Genomic DNA, 16,190 nt, shown 5'->3' with positions numbered 1-16,190 from the left:
GATGGATCCCGGATCTCCGCTTCGCTGCGTCCGGGATGACCATGTGTTCTACGATCAACCGATCTTCAACAGAGAGGAAACACCCATGAAACCGCTGACCGCCGGCGTGACGCGCGCCAATGAGGGCCTCGACGGAATCTCCTGGAACATCCTCGGCCAGACCTATGTGCCGAAAACGCTGTCGGAGGACAGCTTCTCCTGGCACGCCACCTTCCCGCCCGGCACCTTCGTGCCGCCGCATATCCACACGACGCAGGACGAGTTCGTCTACATGCTGGAGGGCCGGCTCGATCTCGTGCTCGATGGGCAGGAGAGCTTCGCCACTGCCGGCGACCTGATCCGCCTGCCGCGCAATGTGCCGCACGGCCTGTTCAACAAGAGCGATGCGACGGTGAAGTGCCTGTTCTGGGTTTCGCCGACCGGTCGGCTCTACGATCTGTTCTGGGGCATCCATTCCATGGCCGAGCAGAAGCCGGCCGATGTCGTCGCGCTTTCGGCGAGGCACGAGGTCGACTTCCTGCCGCCCCCACCCGACGGGGCATGAGCGGGCGGCCGCGCGCGGGCGGCATCCATTCGCCACCGGCCGCTTCAGCCCCGACCGGCGCTGCCGTTAAGGATAATCCATCGTTGAGCGTGTAAAGGCGCGCAGCCTCTGCTTAATGTTTTGCAATCTAAGGTTGTGAAGCCGGGGAGGGGCAGTCACCATGGATGCCGAACGTCGCCGAGCACCGCGCCAGCGCACCCTGCTGAGCGGAGTGGCCGCCTTCAACGGCGGGCGCTCCACCCTGGATTGCACGATCCGCAATCTGTCGGAGGCCGGCGCCCTGATGGTTCTGTCGGATGCGGTCGCCTTGCCGCAGGCCTTCGAGATCGAAATCCCGTCGCGGCAGCGTCAATATTCGGCCCGCGCGGTCTGGCGTAGCGGCGAACGGATCGGCATTGTCTTCACCGAGCCGGCCGCGGCGGTGCCGCTCGACCTGATGCGCCGTCTCAAGGCTTGCGAGACGGCCAATGTCGGCCTGAAGGCTCGCATCCGCCAGTTGACCGAAGCCGGCTGATCAGCCCTTGCGGACTGCGAGTTGCTCGGCCGAAAACCCTGCTTTGCCGGCATAGGACTTCACGATCTGCTCGCGCTTGGCATAGCCCAGCACGCGCTCGACATCGTCGAAGCCGTTCGGCGCCAGCGCTTCCACCGCGTCGATGACCCGCTCCGGCCCGCCGACCCGGTTCATCGCCACCACCTCGGCCGTTGCCGGCAGGCGCTGTGCCTCATAAGCCGCGAGCGCCTGGCGCGGATGCTCGGCCTTCACCAGCCAGTCGGCGAGGCAGCGCGCATCGAGGATCGCCTGCGAGGCGCCGTTCGAGCCGACCGGATACATCGGGTGGGCGGCGTCGCCAAGCAATGTGACGCGGCCATGGGTCCAGCGGGGCAGGGGGTCGCGGTCGCACATCGGATATTCCCAGAAGGTCGAGGTCGCGCGGATCAGCCCGAGAATATCCATGTCCGGCACGCTGAAGCGGCGCGCGAAAGGCAGCACGTCCTCGAGCCGGCCGGGCTTGGACCAGGCCTCCTTCGGTGGCGGGCGTTCGGGGTCGCCGTTGCGGATATTGACGACCCAGTTGGTGAGCCGCGTGGTCGTGCTCGCTCCCTTGCCGATCGGATAGAGCACCAGCTTGCCGGCCATGCCGCCAGCGATGATCATGCTCTCGCCGTCGAGGAAGACCGGCCAATCGCAGGCGCCGCGCCACATCTGGACGCCCTGCCAGCACGGCGGTCCCTGGTTCGGGAAGTAGCAGGCCCGTACGGCAGAGTGGATGCCGTCGGCGCCGATCAGGACGTCGCCGCGGGCGGTCTCGCCGGCCTCGCCGAAGCGCGCGTCGCTGAAATGGGCGGTGACGCCGCCCTCGTCCTGGATAAAGCCGAGCAGGCGACGGCCGGTGAGGATCGCGTCGCCACCCAGACGCTCGGCGACGGCGTCGCGGATGACGCGCTGCAGCCTGCCGCGATGGATCGAGAACTGCGGCACTGGCGCCCCCGCATGCAGGCCCCGCGGCTCGCGCCAGACCGCCTGCCCGAAGCGATTCATGTAGACGAGCTCGCGCGTGCGGATGCCGGCCTCGTCGAGCGCCGGCAGCAGGCCGAGATCGGCGAGCTCCCGGATCGCATGCGGCAGGGTGTTGATGCCGACGCCGACCTCACGGATCTCGCTGGCCTGCTCGTAGACCGTCGCTGCGACCCCGCGCGCGTGAAGCATCAGCGCCAGCGTCAATCCGCCGATGCCGCCACCTACGATGATCACCCGCATATGCCCGTTCCCCTGGGTCTAATATTTTAAGTTTGAAATATAGGCGTTTGCGTTGTCAATCGCCGATGCTGGCGCCGTCTCGCCAGCCCGGCGCCAGCGCCACGCGCGATCGAAAGGTCGGGTCTTCGATCTCGAAGACGGGCCGGCCCCGGCGAGGTCTAACGCCGTGCGATCTGCCGGAAGGATTGCCGGAAAACCGCGGCTCCCCAGCGCATATGCTTACCCAAAGGGAACTTGTGCAGCGTGGTCCGCGTTATTCCGTTGCGCGGCGTATAAGCCTAGCACCGCGCCACCTGAAGGGAGCCGGCCTTAATGTTCCGGCCCCCTTCTTTTGTTTTGATTTCCCGCAAGCAATGGGTCGCCGCCAGAATATCGGCAGCGAGTACCGCTTGAAAAGCGCTGGGCGAGATCACGCCTTAAGCCAACGAGCCGGTCCCGCCGAAGCGAGGCCTGCCATTTCGCTGCCGGGAGATCGCTCGATCACTTGAACGATCTTGCGCGCCTGCCACCGAAGCACGCGGATGACGGTCTAGCCGTTGCGGCCAGCGGGTTGGCAGTCTCGGCTATCATTCCTGCCCGGCAATATCGGAGACGCCCTCTTCTGGTTGTTCGGAGGCTTTCCGCCCAACGCCGCGCATCATCGCGATCGAATCTTCATAGACCTTGATCGCATGGGAGAGCGCTTCAAACTCTTGCTCTTGTTCGCTTCCCGCTGTGGCGCCGCTCAAAGCCTGGGCGCGTTTTACCGCGGCAACGCATTCCTCCGGGTTGCGGATGATCAGCTTCGTCATGGCGATTCACCTTTCGGAGTTGGGTTCGTTCCCCTTTTCGCCGCACCGACGCGCTCATCGTGCTGAGCACATCGCCCGGCGCTGTCAGGTTCATGGAACCGCGGAGAGCACCGATATCCAAAGCAATATCGGCAGTGGCCAGATCTTCCGCCAGACCCTCCGCAGGAATGACGGCGTGGCGAACGCAGTTGTTGCACCGGGTCCCCGCTCGCCGGAATCCCATGCTCGTGCCGGGCCGACCGTCGCGGCCGGACCATCGGCCCATCCGGATCATCGGGCGCGATCGCGCTCCAATGAGAACGATACGCCCAGATTCCGCGGCGCGTAGGCCGGCCGCAAGCCCTGCCTCATCGCGTCCCAGTTCCGTCGCGGTCGGGCATTCCACGGGCGACCGGTGGTATCGGGCGCAAGCACGACGAAAACGTGCCGATCATTGCATCCGATTCCAATTCGCGGGTGCTCGTGATTACGGGAATTGGCCGAGTTGAGCGCGCAGCGCGACCGCATTCACGCCAAAGGCTGCCTCGAACTGAGCATTGAAGCGGGTGAAATTGGAGAAGCGCCAGCGGCGGGCAATTTCTCCGACGGATTCACCGGAATTGCCTTCGATCTCGCGTCGGACGCCCTCCAGCCGCACCGACCGTTCGTACTCCGAGATCGATACCCTCAGAAACTTCTGAAAGCCGTACTGCAGAGCCCGCAAGCTGACGCCTGCGACCGCAGCGAGTTCCTCGGGAGTGATCGGCCGGCGGGCATTCTCCCGGATGAATTCGATCGTCCGCTTGACGTGCTTTGGCGCGATGACATGGGAACTCCGTTCCAGCGCCTTGGTATGGTTATGGGGCAGCACCTCGAGAATGAGATCCGCCAGCAGAGCGCTCAAACGTCTCGCGCCATGCCGGGAATCCTGCAGCAATTCCACCAGCATCGACAGATCGAGCCCCATCAGGAAGCATCGCAGGGCGCCGACCGAAGGCTGCTCGAGGTCGAGCTCGGCCTCGAATCTGAGCTTGTGCATGACCGGCGCCCCTGTCAGTTCGAACAGGCGGTTGGTCAGCAGGTTTCTGTCGAGGAGGACGGAATAGTTTTCGGAGTGAGCCGAGCGATGCAGCGCCTTGGTCTCGCCGACGTCGAAAATCGCCGCCTGCAGCCTTTCGCAGCGAATGACGCGATCCTCAAGTTCGATGTTTGTCGCCCCCTTGAGCGCCAGCAGAAGCTCGTATCCACATGGGCTCTGCCGCGGCTGGATCTCGACCGGATCCTCGAAGCTCGTCCGGGTGAAGACAATGCCATCCGACGCATGATTGAGCGTGCTGATCTCAATGCGTCCCGAGGGCCTGTTCGGCTGCGAGATCGCGATGCTCGCTCCGAATGCTGCAAAGTGCTCCATCGCTTCGTTGGGGTCGTGGGTGACGAAGTGATGCAGTGCCTGCCGCCGCGCCGGTGCGCGGTGATAGTGTCGTGTCATCACGCCACTCTCGGTCTCGGCGCGCGGCCCGGACAATTAACGGCGGCAAGCTTGCTGCCGCGCGCTTGGCCGCATGGCGGCGCCGGATATCCCAGGTGTCGACCCATCCAGAAATTCCTAGGCCAGGCGGATCGCCTGAATCCGCCGTCGTTTTTTTTGCGGTAGGCGTAGCAAGGAGACAGATTGCGCAACTTGGATTCGCCGGGCGCAACCGCCTGACAAACAGCGCAACATCTGATTCGCGATTAATATATTGATCAGAATTGAACGTAAAGCTGGGCTTGTTCAAACGTTTCAGGTCTAAACTATCTCAATTGTTCGCGTGTAATTCTGCCAACTAATGGCTGAATTCCACATTAGATCGCAGATGAGATCTCGGTGACCGGAAGGAACGTGCGCCCAAGCATAAAAGGTTCGATTCGTGCTGACGTTAATGCTTCCGCGGGATTGCTCGCTCCGAACGGTGCGCCACCTGTTCGATGAGATCAGCTCTGCTGTCCAGGCGGAGGCGGAGGTCGAAATCGATTGTTCGGCCCTCAGCATGATCGACCTCGCCGGGCTTCAGCTCCTGGTTTCGGCCGGCCGCACCGCACGTGCCGCGGGCAAGCGCATCAGTCTGCGGGGGCCGTCCGAAATCTTGAACGCCGCGCTGGCGCGCGCAGGGATCTCGCCCGCGCAGCTCGGTGACTGCAATCTCACCAACAAGGCTTGAGTGGCATGGCGTCAATTCTGACTGTCGACGATTCCCCGAGCGTGCGGCAGATGATCAAGCTCGTGCTGGCGCCCTCCGGCCATAGGGTGGTGGAGGCGGGCGATGGTTCCGAAGGCTTGGCCAAGGCGAAGGCGGAGCGCTTCGAACTCGTCATCACCGATCTGAACATGCCTGTGATGAACGGCCTCGAGATGATCCGCAGCTTGCGTGCGCTCCCGTCCTTCACGGGAGTGCCGATCGTCTTCCTCACAACCGAGTCCGATGACGGGATCAAGCAGCAGGCAAAGGCCGCGGGTGCGACCGGGTGGATCACCAAGCCTTTCAAGCCGGAGCAACTGCTTGCGGTCGTCGCCAAGCTGGTGCGGACATGATGGAGCTGGACCCGGCTGAAACATTCCGGCAGGAGGCCAGCGACCTGCTGGACAGTTTGGAAGCGGCGCTGCTCGATCTCGGTCAGACGCCGCAGGACAGCGATCTGATCGATGCGGCTTTCAGGGCGCTGCACACGATCAAGGGGTCGGGGGCGATGTTCGGCTTCGACCGGGTCGCCGCCTTCACCCATGATTTCGAAACCGCCTTCGATATGATCCGCAAGGGCAAGATCTCGGCGGAGCGTGACATCATCACCGTCTCTTTGGCCGCTAAGGACTATATTCGCGCGCTGATCGACGATCCCGACTCGACCGATCCGATCATTGGCGAGGCGATCGTCGAAGAACTCCAGGCCCTGATCGCCTCGGGCACGGCAGGAGCCGTAGCATCCCCCGCCAGCGTTGCTGCCGACGAGACTCCTGCCGCGCCTGCCGCATCTGGCACGGGCTGGCTGATCGAGATCGCTTTCGAGCCGGATATCCTGCGCAACGGCACCAATCCGCTGGTGCTGCTGGACGATCTCCGTGCGCTCGGCTCATGCACGGTTGCCGCGCATCTCGACGCCCTGCCGGACCTCGGCACGCTCGATCCGGAGACGTGCATGATCGCATGGTCGGTCGAGCTCGAAAGCGGCTGCTCGCGTGAGGACATCGAGGATGTCTTCATGTTCGTCCGCGACGAGATGAAGCTTGGCATCGCGCCGCGCGGCCCGGCCGCGAGCGCGGATGCGCAGCAGCTCACGAGGATAGAGGACGAGGAGGTGGTTGCCGCCGCGGCCCCCGCTGTCGCCATTGCGAAAGAGTCGCAACCCGCGCCGGTGGAGCGTGCAACGGGTGAGCGGAGCGACGCCGTCCGCCGTGGCGAGGACAAGACCTCGACCGTCCGCGTCCAGGCCGAGCGTCTCGATGAGTTGATGGACCGCGTTGGCGAACTCGTCATTGCGCAGGCGCGGCTCAGCCAGCTCGCTCATTCCGGAACCGACCTCGCGATCAAATCGATCGCCGAGGAAATCGAGCGCTTGGCGTCGGGACTGCGCGATTCGACGATGGGGGTGCGCATGGTGCCGATGGGCTCGCTCTTCGGCCGCTTCCGCCGTCTCGTCCACGACCTCTCGCGCGATCTCGGTAAGCCCGTCGATTTCATCACCGTCGGCGAGGATACCGAACTCGACAAGACCATGATCGAGCGTCTTGCCGACCCGTTGGTCCATCTCATCCGAAACGCGATCGACCACGGCATCGAAGCGCCCGAGACACGCGCCGGCTCCACCAAATCGGCGACGGGGCGCATCGAACTCGCCGCGCGCTATGTCGGCGCTCAAGTGCTTGTCACCGTGCAGGATGACGGCGCCGGGCTCGACACAGCCCGCATCCGCGCCAAAGCCGAGGAGCAGGGGCTGATCGCGGCTGGAGCGCCCTTGAGCGAGCACGAGATCCATCAGTTCCTGTTCCATCCCGGCTTCTCCACCGCTCGGACGATCTCCGCGCTGTCAGGCCGCGGTGTCGGCATGGACGTGGTGAAGCGCACGATCGAAGCCATGCGCGGCACGATCGATCTCGCGACCGTGCCTGGCTATGGAAGCACGGTGACGCTGCGGCTGCCGCTGACGCTTGCCATCATCGAGGGGTTGCTGATCCGCGTCGGCGAGGGGCGCTACATCATTCCGCTCTCGGCGATCGAGGAATGCGTCGAACTGACCGCGGCCGACGACGCCCGGGCGCGCGGGCGCAACTTCCTGAACGTCCGCGGCGACCTCGTGCCCTTCCTGAGGCTGCGCGATCTCTTCGAGGCTGATGGCGAGGCCGACCCGCACCAGAAGGTCATCATCACCACGACGGGGGACACGCGCGCCGGCCTCGTCGTCGACCAGATCATCGGCAGCCATCAGACCGTGATCAAGTCGCTCTCCAAGCTCCATTCCGATGTCACGATGTTCTCGGGCGCGACGATCCTCGGCGACGGTTCCGCTGCGCTCATTCTTGACGTCGCTCAACTCATTTCGCTCGGCCAGAGCCGCGCCGAAACCGAAAAGACTCCTGAGGCGGCATGATGCGGATTCAGATACAGGGCAGCGCCAGCCATGGCGCGCAGCCTGCCGGGGAGATGCAGCTTCAGGTCCTGATGATTGGCCTCGGTGGCGAGATCTTCGCGATCGAAGCCGAGGCGGTGCGCGAGATCATCGACCCGGTCCCTGCGACGCGGGTTGCAGGGGCGCGCGCCTTTCTGCCGGCGCTGATCAATGTGCGCGGCAATGTCATCCCCTTGGCGGATCTGCGTCTGCGCTTCGGCATGGGACGGCAAGCCGACACGGCGGACACGCGCATCGTTGTCGTCGAGATCGAGATCGACGGTGATCCCGTCGCGCTCGGGATCATGGCGGACAAGGTCTACGAGGTGACCGAAATCTCGACGGCCCAGATTCAGCAGACGCCGCGCCTGGGAATGCACTGGCGGCCTGAATTCATCCGTTTCATCACCAAGTGGAACGACGAATTCGTGATCGTTCCCGATCTCGAGAAGATTCTGAGCTGAAGCGCTGCCAATCCAGCGCATGAAATCCTTACGTTGCTTATCGGGGACTGAGTATGAGATTGACGATCAAGACCAAACTGGCCGGTGCCTTCGGCATCGTCATCGCCTTGTCCATGGTGGCAGGCGGGCTTTCCTATCAAAAGCTGTCCGACATGTCCGAGACGCAGGGCGTGCTGATCAACTGGACCAACCGGCTGGATCAGATCAGCGACGTGCGCAGCATGATGAACAGATCGGTGCGTTCTGAAAAGAATGCCGTCATGGCGGCAACCGACAAGGAGATACTCGCTCAAGCCGCGAGTGCGGTTCAGAATCGCCTCGACGCCATGAAGCTCAAGGAGCAAATCCAGGCCCAGGCCGGCGAGGCCGGCAAACGCCGCTGGGAGGCTCTGACGCCCAAGATCAACCGCTTCTTCGCAGCGCAGGACGAGGTTATCCGCAACGCCAAGCTGAATTCGAACAACCGTGCCGCGGAACTCTGGGGCAGCGAGATGACGCCGCTCATCCAAGGCGTCACGGTCGCCTCCACGGCGGTCCTGAACGAGCTCACCAAGCCTTCCGCTTCGCCGGAGGCGCTGCGGTTGGCTCTCGATTTCCAGTCGGTGCGGCTGGAATGGCTGCGCTTGACGCGGTCGATCGGGCAGTTGTTCGGCGCGACGAGCGTGGCCGAGGTCGAGAAGCTGCAGAAATCGGCCGAGGCGCAGGCCCGCGACGTCCGCGCCGCGCTCGCCAAGGCGGCCGCCCCCTTTGCGGAGCAGGGGGTGTCGCCGGCAAACATGCTCGCTGCCTTCGACAAGGGGATCGATGCTGCCCTCCGGATCGCAGCCGTTGCGGGCGAGGCGGGGAACATCAAGGCCAGCACGGTTTCGATGGGCGAGGGCGGCGAGGCCGTCACCGACATGATGGCAGGCCTTGATGAGTATACCGACTTCATCAAGCAGTCGGCTGCCGCCGCCGCCAAGGAAGCAAGCGAACAGGCGGCCTTCGCGAAGACGCTCCTCATCGGCATCGTCCTGGGCTCGCTGTTGATCGCCATCATCGCGGCCACCTGGATTGCTCTTTCGATCAGCCGCGGCCTGTCGAGCGCGGTCGGACTGGCCAACGCGGTTGCGATCGGCGACCTCGGACAGTCGATCTCCGTGAAGAGCAAGGACGAGATCGGCGATCTGGTCACCGCGCTGAACGCGATGACGGCGAATCTCAGCGATACCGCCGCTGTCGCCAATGCGATCTCCAATGGCGACCTGACCGTCGAGGCGAAGAGGATGTCGGAGAAGGACACCCTCGGCATCGCTCTCGAGAACATGGTCGAGAAGCTGCGCGATGTCGTCGGCCAGGTGACCAGCGCCGCCGAGAACATGTCGGCGGGCAGCCAGGAGCTGTCGGCCAGCGCCGAACAGCTCTCGCAAGGCTCCACCGAGCAGGCCTCTTCGACGGAGGAAGCCTCCTCGTCGATGGAGGAGATGGCGGCCAATGTGAAGCAGAACGCCGAGAACGCCAGCCAGACGGAGAAGATGGCCACGCAGTCCGCGAAGGATGCCGAGGCGAGCGGTGTTGCGGTGGGCAAGGCGGTCGATGCGATGCAGACGATCGCCGCCAAGATCAACATCGTCCAGGAGATCGCCCGCCAGACCGATCTGCTGGCGCTGAACGCGGCGGTCGAGGCGGCCCGTGCCGGCGAGCATGGCAAGGGCTTCGCGGTGGTCGCCTCGGAAGTGCGCAAGCTCGCCGAGCGCAGCCAGGCGGCTGCAGCCGAGATCGGGACCTTGTCGTCCGATACCGTCAAGGTCGCGCAGGAGGCCGGCTCGATGCTGGCCAGGCTGGTGCCCGACATCAAGAAGACCGCCGAGCTTGTCGAGGAGATCACCTCCGCCAGCCGCGAACAGGATGTCGGCGCCGCCCAGATCAATCAGGCGATCCAGCAGCTCGACAAGGTGACGCAGCAGAACGCGGCAGCCTCCGAACAGGTCTCCGCAACCTCCGAGGAACTCTCGGCTCAGGCCGAGACGCTACAGGCCACGATTGCCTTCTTCCGGCTCGGCGAAGGCGGCGCGCGCAAGGACGGGCCGCGCCCGGCTGGGGTCGACAGGGCCGTCACCATGCTGCGCGGCAAGGCCACGGCCATGGCGAGCGCGCTGCAGCCGAAGCGGGCGCCTGCCTCCAGCACACGTCCGGCCAAGAAGGTCGTCAATGGCGGCTTCGCCTTTGACATGGATGACGGCGAGGACCAGCACGACGCCGCTTTCCACCGCGCCTGAGCGCATGCCGGCCCCGCCCAGGCGGCGGGGCCGGCCTCTCCGCGCCTCAATCCGCCTGGCTCCCCAGCCGCATCGCGAGTCTCCCATGGCCGACACCGCACAATACCTGACCCTTGGCATCGATCATGAGCTCTTCGGCATCGATATCCGCAATGTCCGCGAGATCCTCGACATGCGTCCGATCTCGAAGCTGCCGCATGCGCCGGCCTTCCTGCTCGGCATGATCGATGTTCGCGGTGCCGGCTATCCGATCGTGGATCTGCGCACGAAGCTCGGCCTGCCGCGCGCCGAGCCAACCGAGGCGACGCGCATCATCATCCTGGACGTGCCGGTCAAGGGCCGCACCCGGGGCGTCGGCTTCGTCGCCGATCGCGTCTTCGAGGTCACCGGCCTCGATGCCGACCAGACCGAGGCCGCCCCCGATGTCGGCGGCCGCTGGCAATCGAACTACATCGCCGGGATCGGCCGCAAGGGCGAAGCCTTCATCGTCATCTTCGATCTCGAGCGCCTGATGGAAGCCGATGGTCTTCCTCTGGCCGATCTCGCTGCCGGCAAGGCAGCTTGACGCCGATGAGGCCAACCATGTCGGACACCTCGGATTATCTGGCTGATAAGCATTTTTCGGCCATCGCTGCGATCATCGAGAGTCGGGTTGGCATCAAGCTGCCACCCACCAAACGCACCATGGTCGAGGGGCGGCTGCGAAAGCGCGCCCGTGCGCTTGGCCTGGCAGGGGTGTCCGGCTATGGCGCCCATCTGTTCGAACGCGGCGGGCTCGACGACGAGCTTGTACACCTGATCGATTGCGTGACCACCAACAAGACCGATTTCTTTCGCGAGCCGAGCCATTTCGAGTTTCTGCGCAATGTCGCCGTGCCGCAGTTGCTGCAGCGGCATGACTCGCTCCCGGCCGGCCTGAAGGTCTGGAGCGCCGCCTGCTCGACGGGGGCGGAAGCCTACACGGTCGCCATGGTGCTGCAGGATTTGGTGAATGCCGCCAAGCCGATCCGCTTCTCGATCCTGGGCACGGATATCTCGACGGAGGTCCTGCGCGAGGCGAGAGCGGCCATCTATCCGCGCGCCTTCGTTGCGCCGGTGCCGTCGGCCATGCAGCAGCGCTACCTCATGCGATCGAAGGATCCGCGGCAAGAAGTCGTCAGGGTCGCGCCGGAACTGCGCAGAAAAGTCCATTTCGAGCGGCTGAACCTGATGGACGAAAGCTATCCATTCGACCGGGACGTGGACGTCATCTTCTGCCGCAACGTGCTGATCTATTTCGACGGGCCGACTCAGAAGGCCGTCATCGAACGCCTGGTGTCGCATCTTCGACCCGGCGGATACCTGATGCTCGGCCATTCGGAATCGATGGCGGGCAGCGGCATCGCCGGAGTGCAGCAGATCGTCCCGACCGTCTATCAGGCCGCTCCCGCCGCGCTCAGGAGGGCAGCAGAATGACCCGTCAACCGATCCGCGTGCTCATCGTCGACGACTCAGCCTCGGTGCGCCAGGTGCTCAGCTCGATCCTGAGTGCCGATCCGGGCATCGAGGTCATGGGAACGGCAGCCGATGCCTTTGCCGCGGTGCGCCGTCTGCAGAGCGAATTGCCGGACGTCATGATCCTCGACATCGAGATGCCGGGGATGGACGGGCTCACCTTCCTGCGCAAGATCATGGCGCAGCGGCCCATTCCGGTGATCATCTGCTCGACCTTGACCGAGGCGGGGTCGCGGGCGCTGTTCGATGCGCTGGAAGCCGGGGCGGTCGACGTGCTGCCGAAGCCGCGCATCGACACGCGCAACGCGCTGATCGAGACGGCGGATCGGCTGAGGCACTCCGTCAGGGCGGCCGCTCAGGCGCGGCTGCGCCCTAGGGCGGCGCGTTCGCCGGTCGAAAAGAAGCTGACCGCGGATGTCATCATGCCGCCACCGGTTCCCGTCCGCGTCCGCAGCGAGACGGATCGTATCGTCTGCATCGGCATTTCGACCGGTGGGACCGAGACCCTTCGGGAGGTCCTGACGGCTCTGCCGGTCACATGTCCCGGCATTGCGGTGGTGCAGCACATGCCTGAGAAGTTCACGGCCGCCTTTGCCCGCCGGCTGAACGGCATTTGCGCGGTCGAGATCAAGGAAGCGGAGGACGGCGACGAGCTTCGGGCCGGCCGCGTCCTGATTGCGCCGGGAAATCGTCACATGCTTCTGCAGCGCGCCGGGACGCAGTATCGCGTTGCGATCAAGGACGGCCCGCATGTCTCGCGCCACCGTCCGTCCGTGGACGTGCTGTTCCGCTCGGCTGCCCAATATGCCGGCGCCAACGCACTCGGCCTGATCATGACTGGCATGGGCGATGACGGCGCTCGCGGGCTGCTCGAAATGCGCAAGGCAGGCGCGCACACGCTGGCGCAGGACGAGGAGAGTTGCGTCGTCTTCGGCATGCCTAAGGAGGCGATCGAGCTTGGTGCCGCCCAGCGCGTGATCGGCCTCGCGCGCGTGCCCCAAGAGATCATGGCCTGGCCGCATCACGGGCGCGGCGGGGCAGGCGAGATCGCACAAACCGCCTGAGGATGAGTAGCATTGCGTCGGGGGCAGAATGTTTCGGGATAACGAAGGACTATCGAGGCTGATCCTGTCGCTGGATGCGAATGCGCGCGCGATTGATGTGACCTTCGCCACCGCCGGGCAGCAGCTCGGCGACGGTCTGGAACTGTTTCAGGCGCTGAATGAGCGGCTTGGAGCCTTGTCGCGCGAACTGGCAGGCACCGAGATCGAACAGGCCCGCACGGCGCTGCATCGTCTCGCCGGCGAATTGCGTGTGCTGAACCACGCCCTTGCCTCCGAAACCTGCGCGCTTCAGGACCTGTCGATCCACAGCCACATCGCCTCTCAGGCTCTCGAACGGCTGCTCGAGCAGATGCGCCTCATCACCATCCTCGCACGCGGCGCACGGATCGAGGCCATATCCATTCCGATGGTGGGGAGTGATTTCGGCGACTTTGCCGGCGAGATCGGCACGCTGACCGCAGAAGCCCAGCGCACGATCACACGCTGCGCGCGCGATCAGGCGCGGCTCTGTAGCCTCCTCGATTCCGCGCTGAAGGCACAGCGAGAATTCGAAGGGCGGTACGGAAAGTCGCTGGCGGCGCTGGCAGGCAAGCTCGACCAGACGCTGGCGGAGGTCGCCGAGCGTCAGCGCCGCAGCGTCGCGCTGACCGCCGAGGCGGCCGCGATCTCGGGCCGAATCACATTGGCCACCGGTGGCGCCATTATCGCTCTCCAGGCCGGCGACAGCATACGCCAGAGGCTTGAACACGCCATTTCCGGGCTGCGTCTGGGCGAGGTGCCGGGGGGCGCGGCCGATCTGGACGGCGCGGTGCGCCTCGCCTGCGGCGATATGCTGTTGCGGCTGCAATCGGCGCAGCTCGAAGGCGCAGCCGGCGCTCTCGGTCCCGATGTCGAAGAGATCAACAGCGCGCTCGTCCTGCTTGACCGCGAGACCACGCAACTGATCGATCTCGTCAGGTCGCTCTATCGCGGTGGCGGCACCGCATCGTTCCTGGTAGAGCTGGAGGCCGATCTGGCAGAGGCTTCTGAGCTCCTCGGCCGTTGCGACATCGCCCGCGCCGGCGTCGACCGCGTCACCAAAGCTGTCGCGAGCGTTCTCGATGATTGCCAGGGCACGGTCGAGGCGCTTGCTGCGACCGCCACGAACATCGTCCTGATCGGGATGAATGCGGGACTGCGCGCGGCGCGGATCGGCACCGGCGGGCGCAGTCTCGTGGTGATCGCCCAGGAGCTGAAATTCGCGGCCGACCAGGTGGCCACCGATTCGCGGAAGCTGACTCCAGCGTTCACGCAGATGCAGGCCGCCTCGTCGGTGCTGAAGCGCGAAGGGAAGCTGGACGCTACCTATTTCGCCGCGTGCGACGAGATGATGCGCAACTCGCTCGCCATCATGCGCCACAGCGGCGATCGGCTCGGTGCGAGCCTGGACGAGTTGCTGCGGCAGGGCGAGAGGTTCGGCGCCGTGATCGAGCAGGCCGGGCTATCCTTCTCGAGCACCGGAGCTATGCGCGATCTCATCATGGGGGCGGCCCGTGAGCTGTTGCTCGCGGCCGGAGCGCAACTCCCGGAGACGCATCTGCTCGCGCAGGCGGGGGATTTCATCGCGCGAGTGATCTGGCCGAGCTACACCATGGCGGCAGAACGCCAGATCCACAATGCTGTGCTCGAACGATGCGGATTGGCGCAGGAGGCGCGTACGCCGGTTACCGTCGCGGCGGAAGCCGAGGTCGACGAGTTTCTGTTCTAGTTGGACGAAATCGCCCGGGGGACCGTCGCGACCTGCCTGATCGCGTTGATTGGGGCCATCGGGGTTCCGTGCTTGGCCACCGTCCTCGACACGCATGGCGATGCCCAGAAGCCCATTCTCGCCGATAGGATTCGCGCCATCGAGAGGAAGCGAGGAAGAATGTGCGCGCTCGAGGCGGTCGGCCAGATGCTGTTCGGCCCGGCGCCGCTCGGAGCCTGCAAAGATCAGCTGTTGCTGGGTCGGCTAAGATCCATTCGGCACCCGGCTCGCACTTCATGGTCGGGCGCAGGCACTGCCGCATCTTAGCCTGAGATTGATGCCGTTCGCCGAACCCTTCCCGCAAGGTCGCGGAGGATAGGCACCATGAATTATTCGCTGCGCCTGCGGACATGTGGCTCTCGCGATCGGCCGAGTTGGGCAGGCGTGCTCAGCTGCGGGACCGAGGTAGCGCAGGACGCCATAAGCGGAACTTGGCGCCTTGCCGGCAAGTGGACGCTGAGACCTTCGGGGAGTTGCTTCGACCCTTTGGCTACGGCAGCCGAATGGAAGCGTCTTAGGAGAGATCTTCCTGGTCGAAAAACGGTCGGCGCCGCGACTGATCCGCTTTGGGCAAAACCAGCGCCGGTGCTGCTTCGCATCAGCCCCGGCAGCTCTGCCGCCAGCGCGTCGATCGCGACACGACCTTCGGCGGCAAATGCGGCGTCTGCAACCAGAGTGCGTGCACGTCGTAGGGCAGCCGCCCCTACTGAGGCGCTGCGCAAGGCCGGCGCCGCGCGTGTCGTTGCTTCCGCCGAGGCGGATATTGAAGCCTGGCTGAAGGAGATCACCGGCGAGGTTGGCATTCGGGCCGTCTTCGACGCAGTCGGCGTCCCCGCCTTCATGCCGCTCACCGCCGCGATGATCCGAGGCGGCATCCTCATCAACTATGGCGGCAAGAGCTCCGAGGCGACGCCCTTCCCCCTCTTCAATGTGCTGAGCAAAGGTCTGCCGTTGCGCGGCTATCTGGTCCACGAAATCACAGGAGATCCGGTGCGCCCAAGGCGTTCGTCCTGGAGGGGCTGAGCGATGGCTCACTGAAGCCGATCATCGCGCGGACTTTTCCAACGCGAGTGCAGAGACCGCGAGCCAGAACGTCGCTGGTCTTGCAATTCTTGTCGGCAAGCGGTTTCAAGCTCGACTGCCGCCTTGGGTGCTCACCGATTCCAGCGCGGATCCACGAATCCGAGCGAGAGTAGCGGTCGTACAGATCCTTGTTCAATTTTCCATCAGGCTAGCGAAGGCGATCTCACCATCGGTGATGTAGTGGTTAACCTTTCCGGTCTGCAACCGTGATCCGGATTGGTGCAATGCGACCTCCCCGATCACCCGCTTTGCCTTTAACTGGGTGACGACGTAGTTGCGTTCCGCATTCGTGTCTGAATCGGTCGCATGGGTGACTTGGAGCGT

The 16,190-nt window shown here is 64.6% G+C and carries 14 protein-coding genes and 2 pseudogenes; 12 read left to right on the top strand and 4 right to left on the bottom strand.

What is annotated here, in order from left to right:
* The first annotated feature begins 85 nt into the window (after nt 1–85).
* Together AC1DE3_RS25115 and AC1DE3_RS25110 are read left to right on the top strand one after the other, a co-directional pair.
* Nucleotides 86–544 (top strand): cupin domain-containing protein, encoded by a 459-nt coding sequence (locus AC1DE3_RS25115; RefSeq protein WP_476780778.1) that lies wholly within the window; start codon nt 86–88, stop codon nt 542–544.
* A gap of 160 nt (nt 545–704) precedes the next feature.
* Nucleotides 705–1,058, top strand: a complete 354-nt coding sequence (locus tag AC1DE3_RS25110; RefSeq protein WP_441509741.1) for a PilZ domain-containing protein — start codon at nt 705–707, stop codon at nt 1,056–1,058.
* On the opposite strand, the gene AC1DE3_RS25105 is transcribed toward AC1DE3_RS25110, so the two are convergent.
* The 3 genes from AC1DE3_RS25105 to AC1DE3_RS25095 form a co-directional block, all read right to left on the bottom strand.
* Complete coding sequence (locus AC1DE3_RS25105) at nt 1,059–2,306, bottom strand: flavin-dependent oxidoreductase (RefSeq protein ID WP_476780777.1); 1,248 nt, start codon at nt 2,304–2,306, stop codon at nt 1,059–1,061. It abuts the gene before it with no gap.
* 566 nt (nt 2,307–2,872) lie between these two features.
* Nucleotides 2,873–3,097 carry a hypothetical protein gene (locus AC1DE3_RS25100; RefSeq protein WP_441509739.1) on the bottom strand — a complete coding sequence of 75 codons (225 nt, stop codon included), beginning with the start codon at nt 3,095–3,097 and terminating at the stop codon, nt 2,873–2,875.
* A gap of 466 nt (nt 3,098–3,563) precedes the next feature.
* Nucleotides 3,564–4,565 (bottom strand): helix-turn-helix transcriptional regulator, encoded by a 1,002-nt coding sequence (locus AC1DE3_RS25095; RefSeq protein ID WP_441509737.1) that lies wholly within the window; start codon nt 4,563–4,565, stop codon nt 3,564–3,566.
* Nucleotides 4,566–4,998: 433 nt separating this feature from the next.
* Here AC1DE3_RS25095 and AC1DE3_RS25090 point away from each other — a divergent pair, with 433 nt between their 5' ends.
* The 10 genes and pseudogenes from AC1DE3_RS25090 to AC1DE3_RS25045 form a co-directional block, all read left to right on the top strand.
* A complete protein-coding gene (locus tag AC1DE3_RS25090; RefSeq protein WP_441510112.1) occupies nt 4,999–5,277 on the top strand; it encodes an STAS domain-containing protein in 279 nt (92 codons plus the stop codon).
* A gap of 5 nt (nt 5,278–5,282) precedes the next feature.
* Nucleotides 5,283–5,648, top strand: a complete 366-nt coding sequence (locus AC1DE3_RS25085) for a response regulator (protein ID WP_441509736.1) — start codon at nt 5,283–5,285, stop codon at nt 5,646–5,648.
* A complete protein-coding gene (locus AC1DE3_RS25080; protein ID WP_476780775.1) occupies nt 5,645–7,699 on the top strand; it encodes a chemotaxis protein CheA in 2,055 nt (684 codons plus the stop codon). Before AC1DE3_RS25085 ends, AC1DE3_RS25080 begins: the two co-directional genes overlap by 4 nt.
* The gene (locus AC1DE3_RS25075; protein ID WP_476780878.1) at nt 7,699–8,181 is read left to right on the top strand and encodes a chemotaxis protein CheW; all 483 of its coding nucleotides are present in this window, start codon (nt 7,699–7,701) and stop codon (nt 8,179–8,181) included. Before AC1DE3_RS25080 ends, AC1DE3_RS25075 begins: the two co-directional genes overlap by 1 nt.
* A gap of 53 nt (nt 8,182–8,234) precedes the next feature.
* Nucleotides 8,235–10,439 (top strand): HAMP domain-containing methyl-accepting chemotaxis protein, encoded by a 2,205-nt coding sequence (locus AC1DE3_RS25070; RefSeq protein WP_441509734.1) that lies wholly within the window; start codon nt 8,235–8,237, stop codon nt 10,437–10,439.
* A gap of 85 nt (nt 10,440–10,524) precedes the next feature.
* Nucleotides 10,525–11,004, top strand: a complete 480-nt coding sequence (locus AC1DE3_RS25065) for a chemotaxis protein CheW (RefSeq protein ID WP_441509733.1) — start codon at nt 10,525–10,527, stop codon at nt 11,002–11,004.
* A gap of 5 nt (nt 11,005–11,009) precedes the next feature.
* A complete protein-coding gene (locus AC1DE3_RS25060; RefSeq protein WP_441509732.1) occupies nt 11,010–11,894 on the top strand; it encodes a CheR family methyltransferase in 885 nt (294 codons plus the stop codon).
* A complete protein-coding gene (locus AC1DE3_RS25055; protein WP_476780773.1) occupies nt 11,891–12,997 on the top strand; it encodes a protein-glutamate methylesterase/protein-glutamine glutaminase in 1,107 nt (368 codons plus the stop codon). Before AC1DE3_RS25060 ends, AC1DE3_RS25055 begins: the two co-directional genes overlap by 4 nt.
* Before the next feature lie 28 nt (nt 12,998–13,025).
* Nucleotides 13,026–14,744 (top strand): coiled-coil domain-containing protein, encoded by a 1,719-nt coding sequence (locus AC1DE3_RS25050; RefSeq protein ID WP_476780772.1) that lies wholly within the window; start codon nt 13,026–13,028, stop codon nt 14,742–14,744.
* Nucleotides 14,745–15,395: 651 nt separating this feature from the next.
* Nucleotides 15,396–15,847: pseudogene (locus tag AC1DE3_RS25045) on the top strand (zinc-binding dehydrogenase); the annotation flags it as partial.
* Between the two features lie 151 nt (nt 15,848–15,998).
* Here AC1DE3_RS25045 and AC1DE3_RS25040 read toward each other — a convergent pair.
* Nucleotides 15,999–16,190 (bottom strand): annotated as a pseudogene (locus AC1DE3_RS25040) (LssY C-terminal domain-containing protein); the annotation flags it as partial.

It is taken from the genome of Allobosea sp. 10L417 (assembly GCF_056395485.1).
The sequence above is the reverse complement of the archived record's forward strand: the minus strand, read 5'-3'. Positions and strand labels throughout refer to the sequence as shown.